Here is a 23,654-nt window from a genome sequence, read left to right on the forward strand (position 1 = left end):
ATTGGATAAGGAAAGGTTAAAAATTTATAGCTGTTATCAGCCTTTCAATATCCTCTTTTTCATGCCAGGAGGAAAGCACTATACGATCTAAAGGCGGGTCGCTAGGATTTGGATAAGGAAAAGATGAAATTAAGATTTGCCTTTGCAGAAGGCGTTCTGAGAAATTAATATCGCCGAGCAAATATACCGGAAAACCATACTCGTGTTTCCAGGTAAGATTTAATGCCGTTTCAAACATCAGCATATTATTTTTCAGTTTATTTAAAGCTTTTCGATATATTTCTTCGGCATGAATAAATGCATAAATCCCTGCTGGACTAGACGGAGAAGCGCCAATAAACGTATTTGTACTTTTAAGTTTATCGATCGTTTTATTCGAGGCCAAAACAATACCTGCATCTACACCCAGTGCTTTTGCCATTGAAGCAACTACTACATTTTCGGTGTTTTCTTGTTTGGGGAGATTTACAAAGGCACCCATACCATTGTTGTTTACGCCTATTCCATGCGAATCGTCAACAACAAGAATTATATTTTTATCCCTGCGGATTTCTTTTACAAAGGTGAAGTCATAAATTTCTGGTAGAAGATTGTTCATCGAATTACTAATTAATATCCAGGTTTTTTCTTCAGATGAATTTATCATTTCAATCGTTTCCATTTCCCACGCTTTAAACGACATTAAATTTCTGGTTTGGTTTTCTACTAACCATAATGAAGGATGTGTAGCCGGGGCATAAATTACCCTTCCTAATTTCGATAAAGCTTTAACGGTAAGCTGCGCAGCTAAATAACCGCTCGAAGTAATCAGTGCCGCTTCTGCCCCATAACGGGCTGCAGCTACTTTTTCGGCATCATCATAAATACCTAATTGAATGTTGTTGGTACGACTTGTTCCGTTGTTTAAACCGAATTTTTTAATCCCTTCGATATATAAATCAATGAAATCCTGATTTTTGGAAATGCCCAAATAAGCTGTTCCACCAAAATATAAATAGGTGTTTTTCTCAATATTTATTTTGTTAGAAAAAGGTTGATCAATCGATTTAAAGTTAGGCTTCATATTAATTGTAGTTTCGTCCAAGCTCATCATTTGCAGCACGGATAATAGATTTTTCGCCATTGTCATCATGGTAGAATTCCCAGAACATGATTCCATTTGCAATATCTTTAGCGAGTTTAGCTTTTTTCCTGGTGGTTATGGTTCCATTAAAGTAAAATTGAACGCCATCAATTAATGCATTATCTAAACTTACATCAGCCCCCGCTGTTACAAAATCGCGATAGGCCTTAGCCGAGTTATTGGCATTTTTACCATAAGCCGGGATACCCAAAACGGCTTTCTCTCTTGGCATACCGCGGGTGCTTAACCAATAATTTAAACTGGCAACGGCCATGTTATAGGATGCATGTTGTATAGGCTCATTTTTATCCCAGCCAATGCCATCATACACCATAATATTAAAGAAATCTACAGCAGGAAAAACTTCCGATTTTAATCCATCACGAATACTGCCCGCATATACGCCCGGGGTTATAGCTGCGCTTAAAAATTTGTGGTATTTGTGTAGCGAATCTGAAAGTTCCTTCATTAACAGCACGTAATTGTCTGCCGACCCGTCGCTGGTACTTGGATATTCCCAGTCCATATCTACGCCGTCCAGATTATTTGTTTTGGCAAAAGCTAGTACATTTTTTACAAACAGGTTTCTGGCCGTTGCAGATGCCGCCATGGTTACAAAAATACTTTTAGTGCCAGATATCGAAATGCCTGTTTTTACGCCATTTGCCCTGGCTTTTTGCATTACTGTTGCAAAGCGGGCGGGTTGCTCCAATGTTGCTAAGCTGCCATCGGGGTTAGGGTTTAGAAATGCATAAAATAGATGTGTAATCATTTTATATTTCGAATCAGCAACACCGGCAGGATCCCGGTAACTTGGAAAATAGCTTACAATTTTAAAGCTATTATCTGGTACGTACGGTGTAACAGGTATAGGAGGTTCTGTAGGATCGGTTATCGGGTCATTTTTCTTGCAAGATGATATGATGAGCATGGTAGAGATGCCAATTAATAGGTGAATTTTTTTCATAGGTTAGGTGTTATTTGATGCTACATATGCTTAAAAAGTATTGTGTATATAAGTGATTATCCTCACCATTTCTGCACGTACCTCGGCAGTTGGTTTTACAAAGCTGTTGTTCATGAAAGAATAAATATATGTTTTACCCTTTTTTGTGAGCACGTATCCACTTTGATTATGAACACCCCCGAGCGAACCTGTTTTTCCGAAAACAAAAGGTTTGTCTGTTTTAGGGTAAGCATTTTTTAATGTGCCGCTTTTACCACCTGCAGGCAACAGATTAAAAAGTTTATCCGGATTGTTTATTAACCTGTAAATGGAATCAAGGAGGTATACATTATCACGTGGAGTAAATAAATTCTGACGGGACAAACCAGATCCATCAGCCCATTTTACTTTATCAGGCAAAAAAGAAAGGTAGTTTTTCGTAATGTAATCAATTGCTTTTGTTGTACTTAATGTATCGCCAATCTGATTGGAGCAAACCAATAACAAATGTTCGGCGATAAAATTATCGCTGGGTAACATCATGTGTTTTAAAACCGAATCGCGTTTTGCGCCAGACAAAGTTTTAGCATCTGATGGTATTTTTAAGTTTATAATTCCGACAGGTTTGTGTAAGGTATCTGATAATACTTCAACCGTAACCTGTGCGCTGGTTTTGTATGGATTTTGCTGATTATAGCCCGGTTGTACTGAAATGGCAGGATAGTGAAAGCGGTTGCTTAAAAAATCTCTGCTTACCTGAAAACTGCCTGCTTTTTTTGTCGAATCTATTTCAAAACATGGTGCAAAAACTTTGGGCTCGATGTTGATTTTATTCGAACCGGCATAAGTAGAAGTAACCATGTTATCCATAATTGGCATTTCGGTAATTTCTGGCTGATAATAATAATCGTAATCATCCCACGACCAGCCGTCACCGAAAAAACTGCCCGAATACCGACCTGGAGAAAAGAATAGTTTTTTGTTCGAAGCCAAAAGAAAATTGTAAGCCGATTTGTCTTTTACTGCAAACTGTAAAAAAGACGGATCGCCTGTACCCCAAAAAATCAATGAATCATTCCGTTCAATATATTTTAAAGCAGGCATTAAATCGGGCAGCATTTTTAAGCTCGCAAAAAAAGTATAAAGTTTGGTGTTAGATGCTGGGGTGAAATATTTATCGGCATCTTTCTGAAAAATCATTTTTTTATCTGCAGGATTATAAAGGGCGAAACCAACCTGATATTGTTTGATTACCTGCGAATTTTTAAATTCTTTAGCTACTTTTTTTGAAATGATTTTATTGGTTGAGCAACTTGTTAACAAACAAATATATAGTGCAAATGCAAGAAAAGTGAAATATTGGGTTTTTAGCAGAAACATGTTCTAAATTTAGCTGACATAATTATCCAACTAATTTATTAAATTTAGTTTAATGTTAACCAAATATAACCCCGGTGTAATAATCTGTTTACGTAAACTGACAATTTGCCTGGGCTTTATATTTCTTGCTTTTTCTGGGTTTGGCCAGGAATTCCTTTTTAAAAGAAACCGGCAAAAACAATCAATTACTTTTAAGTGCATCAAAAACCTAATGGTTATTCCGGTGTATGTAAATGGTAAGGGGCCGTATGATTTTGTTCTTGATACCGGAGTTGGACCGATGATTATTACCGATCCATCGATTATCGATTCTTTGAATTTTAGTAAACTCCGTAAAATTAAAGTATCTGGCTTGGGCATTGAAACAGTAGAAGCCTATGTTTCCCAAAGTCTAGATGTTAAAGTAGGCAGTACAAGCATTAAGAATATACCAACGGCAATCTTAAAAGAAGATCTCTTTAACCTGTCGGGGCATTTAGGGCTGAAAATTTATGGCTTGTTGGGTTTCAGTTTTTTTAACAGTTTTATTGTTGATATAAGATATAGTGAAAATAGGCTGATTATTTACGACCACGATGCCAAAATTAAATACCGCGGCAAAAAAATACCAATTGAGATTCAGAATCAGAAACCGTATATTTTAGGTACTGTTGATGTTCCTGGTGGTAAGACCGTTGAGGCTAGGTTTTTAATGGACACAGGAGCCAGCCATGCTTTATCGCTCGAAATGCTCCATGGAACCGAATTCCCGCTGCCTGAAAAAAAAATCAAAGCAAATTTAGGGATGAGTCTTAGCGGCCAGATTAAGGGGTATGTTGGCCGTGTAGACAAGTTTAATGTAGGCGGCCATGTTTTTAAAGACGTTGTTGCAGGATTTCCTGATTTTAAGACTATTGCAGATAAGATCGATTTATCCAAACGGAACGGTAATGTCGGAGCGGATTTGCTGCGGAAATTTAATATCCAGTTTAATTACCAGGGAGGTTTTATTTATGTTAAGCCTAATGGTTTAAGCAAAACCCCTTTCGAACATGATATGGTTGGTATGGTGCTTTATCTAGATCAGAAGGAGTATAAAAGAGTTCTGATTGGAGAAATAGACGAAAATAGTCCGGCCGAAAAAGCAGGATTATGTCCTGATGATGAAATTATTGCGGTAAATTTCAAAAGTATAGATGCCTATTCTTTAAATGAGCTTACCGAAATGTTTAAATCAAAAGCAGATAGAAGTGTAATTTTCGAAATTTTTAGGGATAATCAAGTCTATTTTAAAGTGGTTCACCTTGAAAAGAGGATCTAAAAAGCGTAATTTTCCAGTTACAAAAGAATTGTCGTGTAACAAGGTTCTAACTTTAACCTCTTATTGCCAAGCAAACTAACTTTTATATACACATGAAGAAAAACTTTAAGGTACTTGTCCTCGCAGGTATCGTAGCACTTGGTGTAGCCGGATCAGGTTCCGTATATGCCCAGAAAAAATCTAAAACAACAAAAGGAGCTACCCCAGCAACTCCAACTGCAGCCCCGGCAGCAGCACCAAAGAAAGAAGGAATTAAGCCGTTTTCTGAAGTAATTACCGCAAAAGCCAGAACAACAAACGGCTTATTCAAAACACATAAAGTAGACGATAAATGGTATTTTGAGATACCAGATTCGATGATTAACCGCGAAATGCTTGTAGTTACCCGGTTGGCCAAAGTACCCGCAGGCGTAAAAGTAGGTAACCAGCAATATGGTGGTGAACAATTAAATGAGCAGGTATGGAAATGGGAGCGTAGAGGTAAACAAGTTTATATCCGCGTACCAAGCTATGCAACAAAGGCCGACCCAAACAACGATATGTACGAATCGGTACAAAACTCTAATCTTGCACAGATTTTAGCCAGCTTTGAAATTAAGGCTTATAATAAAGACACGACAGGAGTTGTGATTGATGTTACCGATTTTTATAATGGTGATGTAATGGCTATTGGTGCTACCGATCAGATCCGTAAGACTTATAAAGTTACCATGTACGATGCAACACGCTCTTATATCGATACGGTAAAAACTTTCCCTATTAATGTTGAAGTAAAAACGGCTAAAACTTACCGTGCAGCAGAATCTCCAACTGATAATAGTAATGGAGCGGTTACATTCGAATTCAATACATCGATGTTATTATTGCCAAAAATCCCTGTAAAAGCCAGAATAATGGATAGCAGGGTTGGTTTTTTTGGTCAATCTCAAATCGATTATGGAAGCAATGCACAAAAGGCAGAGCGTACAGCCTACATTCACCGTTGGAATTTGGTTCCAAAAGATACCAACGCCTATAAACGTGGCGAACTGGTAGAACCGGTAAAACCGATTGTAATTTATATCGACCCTGCAACGCCTAAAAAATGGGTGCCATTTTTAATCCAGGGGATTAACGATTGGCAGGTAGCTTTTGAAGCTGCAGGTTTCAAAAATGCCATTATAGGTAAAGAAGCGCCAACGCCTCAACAAGATCCTCAATTCAGTGTAGAAGATTCCAGGTATTCAGTTGTTCGTTATTTTGCGTCAGATATTGCCAATGCTTACGGTCCGCATATTAGCGACCCACGTACCGGACAGATTTTAGAAACGCACATTGGTTGGTACCACAATGTAATGAACCTCTTGCGTAACTGGTATTTTGTACAAACTGCAGCCATTAATCCTGAAGTTCGTAAAGCTAAATTTACGGATGCGCAAATGGGCGAGTTAATCCGTTTTGTTTCTTCACACGAAATTGGTCATACTTTAGGTTTACCACACAACTTTGGCTCGAGTTATGCTTACCCGGTTGATTCATTACGTTCAAAAGCATTTACAGATAAACATGGTACGGCACCATCTATTATGGATTATGCGCGTTTTAACTACATCGCTCAACCTGGCGATGGCGTAACCAAGCTTCACCCACAAATTGGAGAATACGATAAATGGGTAGTGAAATGGGGTTATTCTTGGATTCCTGGAAACAAAACTGCAGAACAGGAAAAAGAAATTTTAGACCAGTGGACATTGAAAAATGCAGGTAATCCATTGTATTTCTATGGCCGTCAGGGAACTTCATTAGATCCTCGTTTGCAGAGCGAAGATTTGGGCGACAATGCCATGAAAGCAAGTACATATGGTATTGCCAACTTAAAACGTATTTTGCCTAACGTAGAAAAATGGACCTATCAAAAAGGTAAAGATTACAGTGATTTAAAAGAAATCTACACCGAAATTGTTGGCCAGTTTAACCGTTATATGGGACATGTGGCAACAAACGTTGGTGGATTAAGCGAAAACTTTAAAACCTACGAGCAAAAAGGGCCAGTTTACGCCTATTTGCCTAAAGCAAAGCAAAAAGAAGCCATTGCTTTTTTTAATCAACAATTATTTACTACCCCGCTTTGGTTAATCAGCAATGATCAACTCAGTAAATTTGATAATGGTGTATTGTTAAACCGCATTAAAAGTGTTCAAGCAAATACTTTAGGCAATTTATTATCCGCTTCGCGTATTGCTCGTTTATTAGATAACGAAACTAAAAACGGTGCAGCAAAAGCATATACCTTGCCTGAATTATTTACGGACTTAAGATCGTCGGTTTTTGTTGCAGGAAGAGCAGATGCATTTAAACGTAATTTACAACGTGCTTATGTAGACCGTTTACAGGATTTAATGACTAAAGAAGCAGAGCTTCCGGTTGGATTCCCTGTAGATTATGCAGCAAGTTACGGTTTAACGCCAATCAATGTTGGTTTATCTGATATCAGACCATTGGTTAGAGCAGAGTTAAAAACCTTATTGGCTACTACAAAAGCCAGAGCAGCAGCAGGTGATGCCATTACCAAAGCACATTATGAAGATTTGAATATCAGAATTAAAGATATTTTAGATCCTAAAAAATAAATGATTGAATGATAGAAGGATTGAATGTTAGATTATTCAGCATCCAAATTAATTCGTTCAAAATTAAAAAGCGGAGCAGATCATTAAATTGATCGCTCCGTTTTTTTGTTCCAAACCTATCAGGTTTCAATAGACGGCTCGTCATCTCGACTGTAGTGAAACGGAATGGAGAGATCTATTGTGGCAGATTTAGCTTCACTGAGCCTTCGGGTTCTCGGCTTCGTTGCACTTCGCTCGAAATGACGAATCTATTTAACCCCCCTTTGTATAATTTTTGATGCTTTAGGCTAAACACATGGCAGTTTTTTAATTTTATGGTTAAAACAGCTATTATGCTTAAAAGATTATTATTTGCCTTTATCTTATTTACCTACGGTTTATCTGCTTTTGGCCAGAATGCCGATTCTTTAACCGTAGTAAAAACCAGATGGCAGAAAAACAGGGTTGCCAAACAGGTGGTGTTATACCGACATCATTTTGATCAGAAAAACCTTTTCGCTGCAAACGAAAACATTTCGTTTTTAGAAATAAAAAATACAGGTCGGAAGGCGGTTTTTGCTATTGGGGCAGAAGAGAAAGAACTAATTACCACCAGTAATTTTGGATTACGCGATACAGCAATTGCTGCGGCAAATGGTAATTTTTTCGATGTAAAAAATGGAGGTTCAGTAGATTTTGTTCGTGTTAATGGAAAAACCATTAATACTAACCGCTTGGATAAAAACGGAAATCGGGCAAGGCATCAGGAAGCAGCGGTTGTAATTGAAAACGGGAAAATTTCGATCAAAAAATGGGATGGAACAACTGACTGGGAAACAAAACTGACCGCTCAAAATGTTTTGTTAAACGGCCCTTTGTTAACTTTAAACCATGTTGATGAAACGTTAGATACTGCTGGTTTTAGCCGTTTGCGGCATCCGCGTACCTGCCTGGGCATAAAACCCAACGGGAGAGTGATTTTGTTAACCGTTGATGGAAGAAATGAAAACTCCGCAGGCATGAGTTTGTTCGAACTAACCAAATTAATGCGTTGGTTGGGCTGTGCCAGTGCCCTAAATTTTGATGGCGGTGGTTCTACAACAATGTGGGTAAACGGAATGCCTGATAATGGTGTTATCAACTATCCAACTGATAATAAAAAATGGGACCATGAAGGGCAGCGCAAAGTAGCTAACGTCATTTTAGTGAAAAAACAAGTAAGGAGATAAACCTGTATCTATAACAGCATGTTTAGCTCTGGTTAAAAAAACTTATTTTAGCCAAAGATTTTTGTTGAAATGATTAAAAATACGATATACTTTTTCTTTTTTGTGCTGATGCTTTCTGCCTGTAAGTTTGGCACTAAAACCAATGACCCAACTTTAAGAGATTTTACTTTCGAGCCTGTAAAAGGCATCCGCTATCAAGAGGTAAAACGCCGTTTTAAAAACGGACTTTCTTTTAATACGGAAGGTTTTATGCAAAAACCATCTTGGATCATTGAAGTGGTTAAAGAAGATACCATGTCGGCCTGGAGTCCACAGAAGCAAAGAATGCAAAAATTCTACATGCAGTACGATCACGGAAATGTATATAATTTTGCTGCGGAATTTTTTAAAGTAAAACACATCAGTAAGGATAGCTTGGTTTTTCAGCGGATTCAGGTTGATGGAAAAGTAATTGCTTCAGATGTTCGCTCGGATGTAAATATGACTTTTTACGCTCAGGATTATATTAAAAACAAATTGAAGGCCAAGGCTGCCGATCTGCAAAAACCAAGCAAGGCCGATACTGCTTTTATAGAGAAGCGTGCTGCAAAAGTTAACTTGAATAGCGATAGTGCTTTTGCTGCAACAGATCCGGTTCAGTTTATACCAAAAAGTAAAATTGTAAGGGTAGAAAAAATCAGCACCGTTGATCGCGCCAATAACAGGACCGAAGCTTACGATTATATGTTTCCGCAGTATATTATCAGGATAGATCGGGCTTATAAAGATTTTGCTTATCAAGTTGCAGCGGTGATAAATTTTCAGGGAAGGATACACGTAAAAACGATTTATAATGTGCTTCCCGAGAACGTTGAAGCTAAAAAAAAGGTGGCTCAGGGTATAGCAGATATCTATGTTAGAAACCTTTTTGATGTGGCTCCCGGTACAACACTCGGGATTCCGCATAATAGCGAAATTACTTTAACAATAATTGGGAAGGCAATTAAAAAGCCCTAGTAATCTGCTATTTACAAAATCTTAACGTTAAAAAAATGTTAAAATTTATTTTGATTTTAAAAATTAAAACTTACCTTGCATACTTAATTTTAATATTTAATACAATGCAAGAAGGCACAGTAAAATTCTTCAATGTAACTAAAGGTTTTGGCTTTATCGTACCTGCGAATGGCGATAGCGAAATCTTTGTTCATTCAACAGGTCTTATCGACGAAATCCGTGAAAACGACAAAGTTCAGTACGAAGTTGCTAACGGTAAAAAAGGCTTAAATGCCGTTAATGTGAAAGTAATTTAATTTATTTATCATATTTACAGAGAAGGCTGCTTTCTTGCGATGGCGGCCTTTTTTTATTTTCTTTTTTCGCCACCTGAGCCCATTTAAGATCTATTCCAATTTATTATGACCTACTACTTTATTGTTCCTGGTTTGGGTAATTCAGGCCCGGATCACTGGCAAACGCATTTCGAAAAATCTGGAGATCATTTTATCCGCATTAATCAACAAGAGTGGGATACACCTGCCAGCAAAGACTGGATTGAAACAATAAATCAGGCCATTGCTGATTATAATTTGGCTGATGTGGTTTTAATTGGACATAGTTTGGGCTGTATTGCAATTGCCAATTGGGCAAAACAATATCAGAAGAAAATTAAAGGTGCTTTATTGGTTGCACCAAGCGATTTAGAAGCGCCCCGATATACTTTCTCGACGGTTGGTTTTGATCACGTGCCTTTAGATAAAATAAACTTTAAAACCATTGTGGTAGCCAGTTCGAATGATGAATGGGTAACAATAGAAAGGGCTGAACTTTTTGCTGAAAATTGGGGGAGTGAATTTATTAATATCGGTAATGCTGGCCATATTAATGCAGATGCCGGATTTGGTAAGTGGCCAAGGGGACTAGAGATTTTAAAAACCTTGGGGTAACATTTACCTTGCTGAGTTCCCGCAGATTTCGGGAAAAGCGCAGATGAGCATAAATCTGCGTAAATCAATTTGATCTGCGGGAACAATTTAAGCGCTCTTACTTCTGCGCAACTTTCTTCCTTAAAAACTGGTCGAGAAAAAGTAATCCGATCACCAGATCTGCAAAAAGAAAGGCATAAATAGCCGTAGGCGTAATGTATTTCTCTAAATTGAAATCGAAATTCACCTTTAAATCGAATTGAGGCATTTCGAGGTTAGCGTTATAAAACACATAACCCAATAAGGCGAGTAGCGAGACCACAAAAAAGCCCCCAATGCTATAAATAATCTTTTTATCAACCTTTGTTTTCATCGCCATAGGGGCAGGAACTAAGGTAACACTTTCCATTACATTCCTGTTGAAAGACATAGAAGGTTCATCAAGATCGAGCCCATCGAAAACTAAATTAAGCTTTAGCAGATCCTCGTACTGCGATTTAAGCTCGGCATCCGATTCAATTTTTTCTTCGATGGCTTTTTTTGAAGAATCATCCAAATTCCCATCAATATAATCCCAAAGCTGTTGTTCTATTGTATTCATAGTAACTCCTTTACTTCATCTTTTAACAAATATTGTAATTTTTCTTTAAGTCTTTGCCTGGCCCTATGCAACTTTACTTTTATCGTATTGGGTTCCATGTGCAGTGCTTCGCCAATTTCTTCTAAACTCTGTTCGCCTTTATAAAATAGGGTAATAATAGCAGCATCGTCTGGTAAAAGGTGGGTAATGGCAATATTTAAAAAAGCATGGCTATCCTGCCGCTCATAGCCATTTGCATTAAAGCTCGAGGTATGGTTTTCGAGCTGTAAAATGGTGCTTTCACCATGTATTGACGTAGTATCTAATCGGTTTTTTCTTAAAAAAGTCATCGCCGTAGTATAGGTTATCGTGTACAGCCAGGTACTAAATTTAGCTGTTTGTTTAAAGGTGCCCAATGCTTTATATGCTTTTACAAAGCAATCCTGCGCAATTTCTTCGGCGTCTTCCCTGTTTTTCGAAAACCTTAAAGCAAGCGTAAATACAAATCGCTGATGGCGCTTTACCAATAGAGCATACTGATCGGTTTCGCCGTTCAACACTTTTTGGATCAGCTCTAAATCTGTAGGTTTTTGCTCCATGTTTAGCAGTAAGACTACATTAAAGATAAGTAGGTTACACGTGGAACATAGTTAAAGAGATTTATTATTTGTCAATTGCCAAATGAATAGTTTAAGTAGGTCGGTTTTTTGGAAATGAAAGGGCAGCTTTTCATTGGAGGTTACAGTCCTGCTTTTGGTACAAGTTCCGATGAAGGATCGGAAGCTTTTCCCGACAATCAGGTTTATGAACATCGTGGGTGCACCTTGCAAACCCTAAAAATGAAAATCTATTTTAGCCATTTAGCCCCGGGTGAAGCGGTACCCTGCAGGTGAGGAACGAGGCCGAAGCGGAACACGGGAACCAACTTGATTTCTGGTACAGGCACTGCGCTCCGAAAAGAAAATTACTTGGTAAATAGGCGATATAATTTTTTATTGATTGGAAACAAAAGGGCGGTTTTTCATTGGAGATTGCAGTCCTGCTCGCTGTAGCCCTCATGCTTCGGGGCTGCCGCTGCCATCAGGTTTACGAACAGCCTGCGTGCACCCTGCAACCCTAAAAATGAAATGCTGTTTTGGCCATTTGGCCCCGGGTGAAGCGGTACCCTGCAGGTGAGGAACGAGGCCGAAGCGTACAAGCGGAACACGGGAACCAACTTGATTACCTGCACAGGCATTGCGCTCCAAAAAAAGGAATCAACCATTTTTTTGCTCACCAGCTAATGAATATAATTAAACTTTGTAAGCGCTCGCTAATGTGAAGCAAAGAACTTTAATCCTGCAATTGAGCCTATAAGTGTGCAGATAAAAAATATCCGCCAGAAGGTTGCTGGCTCATTGAAATAAAAAATTCCGATAATTACTGTTCCTACGGCACCGATACCCGTCCAAACAGCATAGGCAGTTCCCATGGGTAAAGTTTGGGTTGCTTTATTTAGCAATAAGAAACTCAAAATAATACAGACAAAAAAAGCCGTACTCCATTTTATATTCGAAAAATTGTTCGATAATTTAAGGCAGGTTGTAAAGCCAACTTCGAAAAGGCCAGCAATAATTAAGATAATCCAGTTCATGATAAATGTGTTTCTGCAAATTTAAGGCACATTCATCAGGCAACATTTTACAAATGTTAAAAAATGAATTTATTTATGAGCTGCTCTTATTCTGCTCAGGGTAACCTGTGTTACGCCCAGGTATGAGGCAATGTGTTTTAAGGCTACTCTTTTAATCAGTTCGGGAGATTGATTTACAAAATCCTGATAACGTTCTGCTGCCCCTTTAAAAGCCCGGTCTATTAATCTTCTTTCAGTAGCAATTAACTCCTGTTCTGCAATTTTTCTGCCCCAATTGGCAATTTCTAAATGTTGATCGTAAAGCAAAAAAAGATCGGTTAGCCTGATTTGAATTAAACTGCAGTTTTCCAATAGCTCAATATTTTCGTAACCGGGGCTATTATTAATATAGCTGTTAAAAGAAAAAAGAACGGCACTACTTTGCCCGAACCAAAAGGTTATCTGTTGGTTTTCTCCGTCAGAATAGGCTCTTGCAATACCACTTTCGAGGATATAGAAATAAGGCTCTGTTTTATCTGCATAGATTAAAATCGTTCCTTTTTGATGTTCTACCCGCTTAGAAACAGCAGCTAACTTTTCTAAAGCTTCATTGCTGAGCGGCTTAAAGATTTCTATATTTTTTAACTGACTGTACAAGAGAATTTTTAATGTTTGATAAAGCTATCGATTTTTTTTCAGCAGGGGGTGTAACCTGATTAAAAAGTATGTAGTCATAATACACAGAACACGGTTCAATTTAAACAATAGAATATTTACAAATTAAAAAATTATAATCATGGAAGGTATATTAATCCCAATCTCACTTTTTTTAGGTGCATTCGCAATGGTATTCGGAATTCGCTACCTATCAAACAAAGAGAAAATGGCAATGATCGAAAGGGGAATCGATCCGGGGGTGCATAAGGCTACACCAAAACCGTTTTTAAGTTTAAAGTTCGGTTTGCTTTTGGTTGGTTTAGGAATCGGCCTGTTGGTAGCACTATTTACAGTTAGAGGAGTGTTCGGCAGCGACATGACGCGTAGTGAGCAAGGACAATCGGTAGCCATTTACTTTGGTTTCATTGGAATTTTCGGCGGACTGGGTTTAATTGTTTCTTACCTTGTAGAGAAGAAATGGCTGGATAGCAATAAAATGTTTTAATATCAGAGAAGTCAAGTTTAATGGCCACATCGCTATAAAAACTTGCCTTCTCTTTATTCTTGTATTGTCAGCATTAGATAACTTACTTTTAGATTTAAATAACAGTCAGATGGAAACATCTGACAGCACATCTACTGCGGCTTATTAATAATCGCTACGGTTAAACGGCTAATGCAGTTCATCTTTCCGCGTTCATCGTAAATTTTGATTTCCCAAACCTGGGTTTTGGCCCCAATATGTAAAGGTTTGCAAATGCCTTTTACCAAACCACTTTTTACTGGCCGTAAATGGTTGGCGTTTACTTCTAAACCAACAGCAACATACTTCTCAGGATCTATACACATATAAGAAGCAATACTGCCCAAGGTTTCTGCCAAAACCACCGAGGCGCCGCCGTGCAAAATCCCTGTGGGTTGATGTGTACGTTCATCAACAGGCATGGTTCCGATAATAAAATCTTCACCAATTTCAGTAAAGCGGATGTCGAGCAGCGCACCTAAATGATTTTTAGGGCGGTCGTTCAGCTCGTCAACTGTGAAATTTTTAAACCACATGGTAACGTTCTTTTAAAATGTAAACATGATGGATAATATGGCCACCCACAATAAATAAAATAGATTTTACATTAATTTCCCTGCCCGAAGCAATTCCTTTTCTGTTCAGTTCCTCTTCGTTTAAAGATTTAAAAAGGTATAAATTGGCTTTACGAAGTGCAATAAATTCTTCGATCAGATCTTCCAGATCTCGCTCGGCAAAGCGGGCATTGGTTACATAGTCATCTTCCTCGAAACCTGGTAAAGGCTGCTGTTCTTTTCGGGCAAAACAGGTAATGCGAAAGGCAAAAACACGTTCAGCATCAATAATATGACCTAACATTTCTTTTAGTGTCCATTTGCCTTCAGCATAGGCGTAATCAGCCTTATCGGCGTTTGCCCTAAACAAGCCAGGCAGACTTAGCATCTGATCGTTTAAAATTTCGAAAATATCTCGATCTACTTTACTGATATAGGTTTCGCCCCAAGTTGGATATTCGTTAGGCTGTGGTCGGTTCATATCTTAAACTGCTTTTTAATATTATTCTAAAAGTTGTGCCTTTACCCAGTTCAGAGTCTTTTACAAAAATTTCTCCACTGTGGTAATTTTCTACAATACGTTTGGTAAGCGATAAGCCCAAGCCCCAGCCACGTTTACGTGTAGTATAGCCGGGTTGAAAAACGGCATCGAACTTAGATCTCGGAATACCCTTCCCGGTATCGCTCACATCAATAAACACCTGTTCTTTGGCTAAATTTTCTATAATGTTAATGGAGATTGACCCTTCGTTTTCGATTGCGTTTGCTGCGTTTTTTAAAAGGTTTTCAATTACCCAATCAAATAATGGAACGTTTAGCATGGCCCTTACCTGCTCATCGCCGGTAATGCTGAATTTAACCTTATCTGAGGTACGTACTTTAAAATAGCGTATAAAATCGCTGATTACGATGTAAACCGTATGATCTTCGAGTATAGGTTTAGAACCGATTTTCGAGAAACGGTCGGTAATAATTTCCAATCGTTTAATATCGTTCTCCATTTCGGCAATCAACGGATCATCTTCTGCATCGAATTTAGATTTTATTAGCTCCGTCCAGGCCATGAGTGATGATATTGGTGTACCCAATTGGTGAGCCGTTTCTTTAGCCAAACCTACCCAAACATGGTCTTGTTCATCTTTCCGGGCAGAACTGAATGCTGCATAAGCTGTTAAAAGGAAAAGGAAGATAACGCCCATTTGGATGTATGGGAAATACCTCAACTGTGTTAAAATGAAAGAGTCGCGATAGTAAGCCTTAAATTTTCTGCCAAAGATATTCATTTCATCAGGTGGATGCTGCGTCTTCATTTGCCTTAACTGCCTTACAAAATATAAACTATCGTAAGTAAGTTTGGCATCCGAAATGGGGTAGTTGGTTTTTGTACTGTCAAGCCCGTTAAAAGAAGTAATCATTCCAGCCGAATCGGTCATGATTACAGGTGTTTTGGTGTTTTTTCTTACGGTTTCAACTATTGTGCGGTAATCATCATTGTCATATAAAAACATAGATCGCTCCTGAATTTTCACCCAAAGATGAAATTGGTCGGCCTCTTCGCGTTCCATTTTTTTTACAAAAGAATCAGTGTAAAATACGGATGCAATGCCAATTAAGATGGCAAAAATGAGAAGGAAAAACTTCCAGCGGCGTTTCTTTTGATAAGGATTCATGCTTTAGCTAGCCAAATTACATAACAAAACGGAAAAAACATAAAACCATTATGCTTTTTCAAAAACCTTAAAGCAATCATTTCGAATGCATGATCGCTTCATCGCAGATGAAACACTATAAAATGGATGAAAAATATATCTTTGTACCGAGCATAGTGCGTTGTGCTTAGTGCATGGATTACACCATTACGCTAAGCTATTAACTCCCTGCTCTTTGCTTAATTATGGATAAGAAAGTTAGAGTAAGATTTGCCCCAAGCCCAACCGGAGGTTTGCATTTAGGTGGTGTGCGCACTGCCTTGTTCAATTATTTATTTGCCAAAAAAAATAACGGAACTTTTGTACTTCGTGTAGAAGATACCGATCAGAACCGCTTTGTAGAAGGTGCAGAACAATATATTGTAAACTGTTTAGATTGGTGTGGCATTACACCTGATGAAAGCCCTAACAACCCAGGGGCTTATGGCCCGTACCGCCAAAGCGAGCGCAAACCCAGCTACCGTAAATTTGCCGAACAGTTAATTAGCGATGGTTATGCTTATTACGCCTTCGATACACCGGAAGATCTAGATGCCAAACGTAAAGAAATTCCAAATTTCCAATACGGGCAGGCCACACGTATGCAGATGCGCAATTCTTTAACCCTTACCATTAGCGAGGTTGAAGAGTTATTGGCAGCCAAAACACCGCATGTTATCCGCATTAAAGTACCAACCGATGAAATTGTACATTTTAACGATTTAATCCGTGGTGATGTAAGCTTCGAAACCTCGTTGGTTGATGATAAAGTATTACTAAAAGCTGATGGAATGCCAACCTACCATTTAGCCGTTGTGGTTGATGATAAGGCGATGGAAATTAGTCATGCTTTTAGGGGAGAAGAATGGTTGCCTTCGGCACCGGTTCATATTTTACTTTGGAAATATTTAGGCTGGGAAGCGGAGATGCCTGCATGGGCCCATCTACCTTTAATCTTAAAGCCAGATGGACATGGAAAATTAAGTAAACGCGATGGCGACCGATTAGGTTTTCCGGTTTATGCGATGAACTGGACCGACCCTAAAACTGGGGATGTAACCAAAGGATTTAAAGAAATGGGTTTTATGCCCGAAGCTTTTATCAATATGCTGGCACTTTTAGGCTGGAATGATGGTACCGACCAGGAGTTATTCTCGTTAAAAGAGCTGGAAGAAAAATTCTCGATAGAAAGAATAAGTAAGGCAGGGGCTAAATTCGATTTTGAAAAAGCCAAATGGTATAACCATGAGTGGATTAAATCGCAGGGCGCAGGGCGCTTGGCGGCAAGCGTTAAAGCGGAGTTGCAAAAAGTTGACATTGAAATAAACGATGATGCTTATTTAAATACCGTTATTGATTTAATTAAAGATCGCTGTACTTTATTGCCTGATTTTGTGGCACAGAGCAGTTACTTTTTTACTTCGCCGGCAGAATATGATGTAAACTCGGTAAAACCAAAATGGACAGCCGAAAAAGCTGATTTTTTTAATGCTTTTGCTGATCGTTTAACATTAACTGATGCGGGATCTGCCGAAGCGGCTTTTAAAGCCTTGGCCGAAGAAAAAGGCTTTAAACCAGGCGAATTGATGTTGCCTTTCCGCATTATGCTGGTGGGCGGTAAATTTGGGCCTGGTGTTTTTGATATTGCTGTATTGCTGGGTATAACAGAAACTAAAACAAGGATAGCAAAAGCAATTACTGTTTTTAATAGTTAGCATTCATTCTGCGATGCAATAAGATAATACGGAGAAGTCAGGTTAAAAACTTGGCTTCTTTTTTTTGCAATAATCCAAAAGAATAAATCAATAAAAATAATTTATACTTTAGTATAACAATTGTCCCATAATTAAGGTTATTCATTAAACTAAAAAAGTAAATTATGCAATGGTTTGGTAAAGGCAGTAATAATGTAGAAGACGGAAGAAGCGGTGGCGGGGGGAAAACCATCCTCGGTGGGGGTGTAGGTATAATAATCGTGGTGCTCGGCCTAATTTTTGGCAAAGATTTAACTGGCTTGGTTAGTCAGCTTCCAGCTACTACAGGCACCGAAGAAGTTAAGCAGGGCGTTCCGGCTAATGATCCACAGGCACAGTTTGTAGCGGGTGTATTGGAATCAACCGAGCAAGTATGGGATAAAGAATTTCAGGCGATGGGCAAGCAGTATGAGTATCCTAAACTCAGACTATTTAGAGAAGCAGTGCAAACCGCCTGTGGCAATGCAGGAGCTAACGTTGGGCCATTTTATTGCCCAGGTGACCATAAAGTTTATATCGATCTATCATTTTATGATGATTTAAAAAACCGTTTCGGTGCTGCCGGAGATTTTGCACAGGCTTACGTAATTGCACATGAGGTAGGCCATCACGTTCAAAATTTATTGGGAATTTCGGAAAAACTAGATCAGGCACGTGGCCAGGTGAGCGAAAAAGAATATAACCGCTTGTCAGTAAAATTAGAGTTACAAGCCGATTTTTTTGCCGGACTTTGGGCGCACAATGCACAAAACCTTAAAGATTTTAAATTGGATGAAGGTGATATAGAAGAAGCACTAACTGCTGCGAATGCCATAGGCGATGATAAATTGCAAAAACAGGCTACAGGCGATGTTCAACCCGATTCTTTTACCCACGGTACCTCTGCCCAGCGGATGTATTGGTTTAAAAAAGGTTTTGAAACTGGAGATATTAAACAGGGCGATACCTTTAATTCGAATAATTTATAAAAAATAAAAACTTTTTTTACAGCGCATTGTTTGTTTACAGTTAATGAGATTTTTGTCTCAAAACCAAACATAATTATCCCGGCTTCTTATTTGTTTTAATAAAGATGATCCTTATAGTTGATGACAGGCCCGAAAACCTGATCTCGTTACAGAAAGTACTACAGGCACACAGTTTTGAGGTTGATACCGCATCGTCTGGCGAAGAGGCGCTGAAAAAAGTTTTAAAAAACAACTACGTCCTGATTATTCTCGATGTACAAATGCCAGATATGGATGGCTTCGAGGTAGCCGAAACCATTTCTGGTTTTAGTAAGGCAAAAGATACCGCCATTATATTTCTTTCTGCTGTAAATACAGAGTTAAAATTTATTACCAAAGGGTACCTGAGCGGTGGACTGGATTACATTACCAAGCCCGTTGATATTAATGTGCTGCTCCTTAAAATAAAAACATTTTATCGCATTTACGAGCAGAATAGAAAGCTTAACGAGGTGCAGGAAAAATTGCTTGAAGAAATCGAATTCCGAAAACAGGCCGAACATAAAAAGGACGAATTTATCAGCATTGCCAGTCATGAGCTAAAAACACCTTTAACCAGCGTAAAAGGGTACATTCAGTTGCTACAGCGCAGCCTTAACAGAGATGATAAAACCATGGCCCAGAACCATCTCGAAAAAGCGAGTACCCAGCTCGAAAAACTAAACGAATTAATTGTCGATCTGCTCGATATCTCAAAAATTGAAAGTGGAAAGATGAAGTTTAACATGAAAAGTTTTTATGCTGATAACATGGTAAACAATGCCATCGAGATGTTGCAGCAATCTAATCCTGATTTTAAAATCAGCAAACTGGGCAAAACAGACGAAATGATATTTGGTGATGAAATGCGCTTGGAGCAAGTGGTCATCAATTTTATTACGAATGCTATTAAATATGCTCCGGGTACCAATCAGGTTAATCTAACCACGAATATTAAAGATGAAAAACTTTATCTGGCAGTAAAAGATTTTGGTATTGGTATTTCAAAAGAGCAGCAAGATAAGATTTTTGATAAATTTTATCGGGTGGAAGATAACAGCAACCGGTTTAATGGCCTTGGAATAGGTTTGTATATCTGTTCGGAAATTATTAACCGCCACGGAGGCACAATTGGGGTGAAAAGTGTGCCGGATGAAGGTTCTGAGTTTTATTTTATCATCCCCACCACAGAAGAGGAAATCCTTAAAAATCAAATCTAATTATCCTTAATCCATATAATGAAAACAACTCTTAAAAATAATTTACGTTTAGGCCTTGGCTTATCGCTAATTATTCTATTTATCAGTTCGCTGGCTTCTTATGTAAGTATTGGCAACCTTATTAAAAGTACCGAGCTGGTTAAACACAGTGATGAAGTAATTTTAAATACGGAGAATATTATATCCTATTTAAAAGATGCCGAAACTGGTCAGCGGGGCTTTTTATTAACTGGAAACAAGGTGTTTTTAACACCTTATTATGGTGCCAGCGATTCGGCCGCTTCGATACTAAAAAAAGTTGAACTCAATACCAGGCATAACAGCGTTCAGCAAAAAAATATAACAGCGCTTAAAAAAATTCTTTTTAAAAGAATGGATATCATTAAATCGACCATAGAGATTAAAACTTTAGGCGGTGTTATTGATCCTACGGTTTTGTTTCAAGGCAAAGTTTATATGGATGAGGCCAGATCAATTGTAAGCAACATTATAACCGAAGAGAAAAGGCTGCTTGAAGAAAGAACCAACGAATTAAATAAACTTACATCTTATACCCCGATACTGATTTTAATTGCAGCGCTCCTTGCCATTCTGATTACGTTGTTTTTTTACCGGAGAGTATCAGTCGATTTCGATGAACGTGTTAAACTTCAACAGGAAATTGAAGATAAAAAATCCGAGATGGAAAAACGTATTGTTGCCATTAAAGAAATTGCCTATCAAATTTCTAATGGAAATTATGGCATTAAACTCGATAGCCAAAGCCAGGATGAGATTGGCGAGCTTTCCGAATCGCTAAACGCAATGTCATCATCATTGAAAAAATCTTTCGATACTTTAGAAGAGAATGAATGGTTGCAAACTGGCGTAGCTAACTTAAACGTAAAAATGGTTGGCGAAAAAGATGTTTTCCGTTTAGCAGAAGATATTATTGAGTTTTTGGCCAATTATACCAAAAGCCAGATCGGTGCCCTTTATTTATTTAAAGATGATGGATATCTGCATTTAAAAGGGCAATATGCTTTGCAAGGACAAAATCTAACCCAAACCTTAGAACTTGGCCAAGGCTTAATTGGCCAGGCGGTTAAAACAGGTAAGCCAATATTATTGGATGATGTTCCACAGAGCGAATTAACCATTACACATGCTACCGGGAATATTAAACCAGCACAGTTAATCGTACTTCCAATTATTAGAAATGAAATTTCAATAGGCGGTTTAGAATTAGGCACTATCGGTAAATACAGCGACCTGCAGTTACACTTTTTAAACTTGGTTTTATCTGATGTGGGTACCGCATTGTTGGGCGCACAGAACAGACAAAAGCTTCAGCAGTTATTAGAAGAAACGCAGGCACAATCAGAAGAATTGCAGGTTCAGCACAATGAGTTAGAAGGCTTAAATGCAGAGCTCGAAGCACAGGCACAAAAACTTCAGGCCAGCGAAGAAGAATTACGTGTACAGCAAGAAGAATTGTTGCAAAGCAACCAGGAGCTGGAAGAAAGAAGCAGCCTATTGGAAGAAAAAAATGAACTGATTGAAGAACGCAATATAGAAATTCAGCAAAAAGCAGAAGCTTTAGAACTGAGTACGAGGTACAAATCAGAGTTTTTGGCCAATATGTCGCACGAGTTAAGAACACCACTTAATTCGATATTGTTATTATCGAGATTAATGGCTGAAAATGAGGCTATGGATCGCGAGCATCAGGAATATGCAGAGGTTATCCAAAGTTCAGGTCAGGGTCTTTTAAGTTTAATAGACGAAATTTTAGATCTTTCTAAAATTGAAGCGGGCAAAATGGAACTCGATCGGGCAAATATTAAGGTTGATGAGATTATCCTTAACATGCGTTCGCTGTTTAATCCTTTGGCTAAAGATAAAAACTTAAACTTTGTTATCGAAAAATCGGCAGAAGTTCCTGAGTTTTTTCATACCGATAAAATGCGCTTAGAGCAGATTATTAAAAACCTGCTATCAAATGCTATTAAATTTACTACCGTAGGTGCGGTAACCCTAAATATTACTAAAAATGAAAAGTTAGGCGCGCTGGTATTCAAAGTTACCGATACAGGCGTAGGTATTGCACCCGAAAAGCAAGGAATGGTATTCGAAGCTTTTCAACAGGCCGACGGCTCAACACGTCGCAAATTTGGTGGCACAGGCCTTGGACTCTCAATTAGTAGAGAGCTGGCAAAACTATTGGGCGGATATATAGATTTAAAAAGCACAGAGGGCGAAGGAAGTATTTTTACACTTACCTTGCCCATTGATAGAAATAAAGGTTTTGATGGCGCTGTACCTCATATAGAGAAGCCTGTAATCGCTTTAGAGGCTCCGGTAAAAAAAGTGAGCCACTTAACGGTCGAAAATATTCCACAAGAGATTGAAGATGACCGAGATAATATTCAACCTGATGATAAGGTGATTTTAATTGTTGAAGACGATACCCCTTTTGCCAAAACACTTTTAGATTTTACCCGAAAAAGAAATTATAAAGGTTTGGTTGCCGTTCGTGGCGATGCTGGTATTGAAATGGCGAAAACCTTTAAACCACTTGCCATTTTACTCGATATCCAATTGCCTGTTAAAGATGGTTGGCAGGTAATGGAAGAGCTGAAAGCGGATCCTTCAACACGTCCAATCCCGGTGCACATTATGTCTTCTTTACAGGTTAAGAAAGAAAGTTTGTTAAAAGGTGCGGTAGATTTTATAAATAAACCTTTTGCTTTTGAGCACATGCAAGAAATATTTTCAAAACTAGAGCATGCCTTAAGCCGTCACCCTAAAAAGGTACTTATTGTAGAAGAAAATGAACAGCATGCCAAGGCATTAAGTTATTTTTTAAGCAATTTTAATATCCAGACAGAAATTGTTAACCAAGTAAACGAAAGTGTTTCTGCCCTGCATAAGCCGGAGGTTAACTGCGTGATTTTGGATATGGGTATTCCTGATAAACACGCTTACGAAACCCTTGAAGTGGTAAAGAAAACACCCGGTTTAGAGAATTTACCGATCATCATTTTCACCGGTAAAAACCTTTCAAAGGGAGAAGAAAACCGGATCAAACAATATGCTGATTCTATCGTTGTAAAAACGGCACATTCTTATCAACGTATTTTGGATGAAGCAGGTTTGTTCCTTCATCTGGTAGAAGAAAAAAGCAAGGAAAAAAGCAAAACACCTAAAAAGTTTTCCGAATTACAGGATGTATTGGTTGGTAAAACGGTTCTGGTAGCGGATGATGATGTGCGCAATATCTTCTCCTTAACGAAAATGTTAGAGCAGCACCAGATGAAAGTGGTCGCAGCAACCGATGGTAAGGAAGCCCTCAAGCTATTAAATGAAAACCCAGAAATTGATGTTGTTTTAATGGATATGATGATGCCAGAACTAGATGGTTACGAAACTACAACAGCCATCAGGCAGGATATCAAATACCGGAACCTACCTATTTTGGCCGTTACGGCAAAAGCCATGATGGGCGATCGCGAAAAGTGCATTGCCGCAGGTGCATCCGATTATATCAGCAAACCAGTAGATATGGATCAGCTGATATCGTTATTAAGGGTTTGGTTATACGAAAATCATCATAAATCATAAACCATTT

At 38.4% G+C, this 23,654-nt stretch carries 21 protein-coding genes; 11 read left to right on the plus strand and 10 right to left on the minus strand.

What is annotated here, in order from left to right:
• Positions 1-16: 16 nt before the first annotated feature.
• From J7E57_RS18595 to J7E57_RS18605, 3 genes are read right to left on the minus strand one after another with little or no spacing between them, the layout of a single operon-like run.
• Positions 17-1,063 carry an aminotransferase class I/II-fold pyridoxal phosphate-dependent enzyme gene (locus tag J7E57_RS18595; RefSeq protein WP_215124750.1) on the minus strand — a complete coding sequence of 349 codons (1,047 nt, stop codon included), beginning with the start codon at positions 1,061-1,063 and terminating at the stop codon, positions 17-19.
• Position 1,064: 1 nt separating this feature from the next.
• Positions 1,065-2,090: a glycosyl hydrolase family 18 protein gene (locus tag J7E57_RS18600; protein ID WP_215124749.1), complete on the minus strand. Its 1,026-nt coding sequence runs from the start codon at positions 2,088-2,090 to the stop codon at positions 1,065-1,067.
• A 30-nt stretch (positions 2,091-2,120) separates the two neighbouring features.
• Positions 2,121-3,449 carry a D-alanyl-D-alanine carboxypeptidase gene (locus tag J7E57_RS18605; protein ID WP_215124748.1) on the minus strand — a complete coding sequence of 443 codons (1,329 nt, stop codon included), beginning with the start codon at positions 3,447-3,449 and terminating at the stop codon, positions 2,121-2,123.
• A 52-nt stretch (positions 3,450-3,501) separates the two neighbouring features.
• Between J7E57_RS18605 and J7E57_RS18610 the strand changes: the two genes are divergently transcribed.
• The 6 genes from J7E57_RS18610 to J7E57_RS18635 all read left to right on the plus strand — a co-directional run bounded on the left by J7E57_RS18610 (position 3,502) and on the right by J7E57_RS18635 (position 10,491).
• Complete coding sequence (locus J7E57_RS18610) at positions 3,502-4,749, plus strand: aspartyl protease family protein (protein WP_215124747.1); 1,248 nt, start codon at positions 3,502-3,504, stop codon at positions 4,747-4,749.
• Between the two features lie 92 nt (positions 4,750-4,841).
• Entirely contained in the window at positions 4,842-7,358 is a 2,517-nt protein-coding gene (locus tag J7E57_RS18615) for a zinc-dependent metalloprotease (protein ID WP_215124746.1), read from the plus strand.
• Between the two features lie 332 nt (positions 7,359-7,690).
• The gene (locus J7E57_RS18620; RefSeq protein WP_215124745.1) at positions 7,691-8,566 is read left to right on the plus strand and encodes a phosphodiester glycosidase family protein; all 876 of its coding nucleotides are present in this window, start codon (positions 7,691-7,693) and stop codon (positions 8,564-8,566) included.
• A 69-nt stretch (positions 8,567-8,635) separates the two neighbouring features.
• Entirely contained in the window at positions 8,636-9,562 is a 927-nt protein-coding gene (locus tag J7E57_RS18625; RefSeq protein WP_215124744.1) for a hypothetical protein, read from the plus strand.
• Between the two features lie 104 nt (positions 9,563-9,666).
• Positions 9,667-9,858 (plus strand): cold-shock protein, encoded by a 192-nt coding sequence (locus J7E57_RS18630; RefSeq protein WP_025141747.1) that lies wholly within the window; start codon positions 9,667-9,669, stop codon positions 9,856-9,858.
• 105 nt (positions 9,859-9,963) lie between these two features.
• Entirely contained in the window at positions 9,964-10,491 is a 528-nt protein-coding gene (locus J7E57_RS18635) for an RBBP9/YdeN family alpha/beta hydrolase (protein WP_215124743.1), read from the plus strand.
• A gap of 97 nt (positions 10,492-10,588) precedes the next feature.
• On the opposite strand, the gene J7E57_RS18640 is transcribed toward J7E57_RS18635, so the two are convergent.
• The 4 genes from J7E57_RS18640 to J7E57_RS18655 all read right to left on the minus strand — a co-directional run bounded on the left by J7E57_RS18640 (position 10,589) and on the right by J7E57_RS18655 (position 13,319).
• Positions 10,589-11,071 carry an anti-sigma factor family protein gene (locus tag J7E57_RS18640; RefSeq protein WP_215124742.1) on the minus strand — a complete coding sequence of 161 codons (483 nt, stop codon included), beginning with the start codon at positions 11,069-11,071 and terminating at the stop codon, positions 10,589-10,591.
• Positions 11,068-11,649: an RNA polymerase sigma factor gene (locus J7E57_RS18645; RefSeq protein ID WP_215124741.1), complete on the minus strand. Its 582-nt coding sequence runs from the start codon at positions 11,647-11,649 to the stop codon at positions 11,068-11,070. Before J7E57_RS18645 ends, J7E57_RS18640 begins: the two co-directional genes overlap by 4 nt.
• 713 nt (positions 11,650-12,362) lie before the next feature.
• On the minus strand, positions 12,363-12,683 hold the full coding sequence (locus J7E57_RS18650; protein ID WP_057931064.1) for a DMT family transporter: 321 nt from the start codon (positions 12,681-12,683) through the stop codon (positions 12,363-12,365).
• Between the two features lie 69 nt (positions 12,684-12,752).
• Positions 12,753-13,319: a Crp/Fnr family transcriptional regulator gene (locus J7E57_RS18655; RefSeq protein WP_215124740.1), complete on the minus strand. Its 567-nt coding sequence runs from the start codon at positions 13,317-13,319 to the stop codon at positions 12,753-12,755.
• Between the two features lie 139 nt (positions 13,320-13,458).
• Here J7E57_RS18655 and J7E57_RS18660 point away from each other — a divergent pair, with 139 nt between their 5' ends.
• Positions 13,459-13,824: a DUF6249 domain-containing protein gene (locus tag J7E57_RS18660; RefSeq protein ID WP_215124739.1), complete on the plus strand. Its 366-nt coding sequence runs from the start codon at positions 13,459-13,461 to the stop codon at positions 13,822-13,824.
• Between the two features lie 131 nt (positions 13,825-13,955).
• On the opposite strand, the gene J7E57_RS18665 is transcribed toward J7E57_RS18660, so the two are convergent.
• The 3 genes from J7E57_RS18665 to J7E57_RS18675 are packed head-to-tail and all read right to left on the minus strand — an operon-like array spanning position 13,956 to position 16,066.
• Complete coding sequence (locus J7E57_RS18665; RefSeq protein ID WP_215124738.1) at positions 13,956-14,378, minus strand: hotdog fold thioesterase; 423 nt, start codon at positions 14,376-14,378, stop codon at positions 13,956-13,958.
• Positions 14,368-14,877 carry a DinB family protein gene (locus J7E57_RS18670; RefSeq protein WP_215124737.1) on the minus strand — a complete coding sequence of 170 codons (510 nt, stop codon included), beginning with the start codon at positions 14,875-14,877 and terminating at the stop codon, positions 14,368-14,370. The genes J7E57_RS18665 and J7E57_RS18670 overlap by 11 nt, the downstream gene beginning before the upstream one ends.
• Complete coding sequence (locus J7E57_RS18675; RefSeq protein ID WP_215124736.1) at positions 14,858-16,066, minus strand: sensor histidine kinase; 1,209 nt, start codon at positions 16,064-16,066, stop codon at positions 14,858-14,860. The genes J7E57_RS18670 and J7E57_RS18675 overlap by 20 nt, the downstream gene beginning before the upstream one ends.
• 224 nt (positions 16,067-16,290) lie before the next feature.
• Between J7E57_RS18675 and gltX the strand changes: the two genes are divergently transcribed.
• The 4 genes from gltX to J7E57_RS18695 all read left to right on the plus strand — a co-directional run bounded on the left by gltX (position 16,291) and on the right by J7E57_RS18695 (position 23,647).
• Positions 16,291-17,799 carry a glutamate--tRNA ligase gene (gltX, locus tag J7E57_RS18680; RefSeq protein ID WP_215124735.1) on the plus strand — a complete coding sequence of 503 codons (1,509 nt, stop codon included), beginning with the start codon at positions 16,291-16,293 and terminating at the stop codon, positions 17,797-17,799.
• A gap of 164 nt (positions 17,800-17,963) precedes the next feature.
• Positions 17,964-18,806 carry a neutral zinc metallopeptidase gene (locus tag J7E57_RS18685; RefSeq protein WP_215124734.1) on the plus strand — a complete coding sequence of 281 codons (843 nt, stop codon included), beginning with the start codon at positions 17,964-17,966 and terminating at the stop codon, positions 18,804-18,806.
• A gap of 104 nt (positions 18,807-18,910) precedes the next feature.
• Positions 18,911-20,044: a hybrid sensor histidine kinase/response regulator gene (locus tag J7E57_RS18690; protein WP_215124733.1), complete on the plus strand. Its 1,134-nt coding sequence runs from the start codon at positions 18,911-18,913 to the stop codon at positions 20,042-20,044.
• Positions 20,045-20,062: 18 nt separating this feature from the next.
• Positions 20,063-23,647, plus strand: a complete 3,585-nt coding sequence (locus tag J7E57_RS18695) for a response regulator (protein WP_215124732.1) — start codon at positions 20,063-20,065, stop codon at positions 23,645-23,647.
• Positions 23,648-23,654 lie beyond the last annotated feature (7 nt).

The organism is Pedobacter sp. ISL-64 (assembly GCF_018613605.1).
In the GTDB taxonomy this organism is placed as follows: Bacteria; Bacteroidota; Bacteroidia; order Sphingobacteriales; family Sphingobacteriaceae; genus Pedobacter.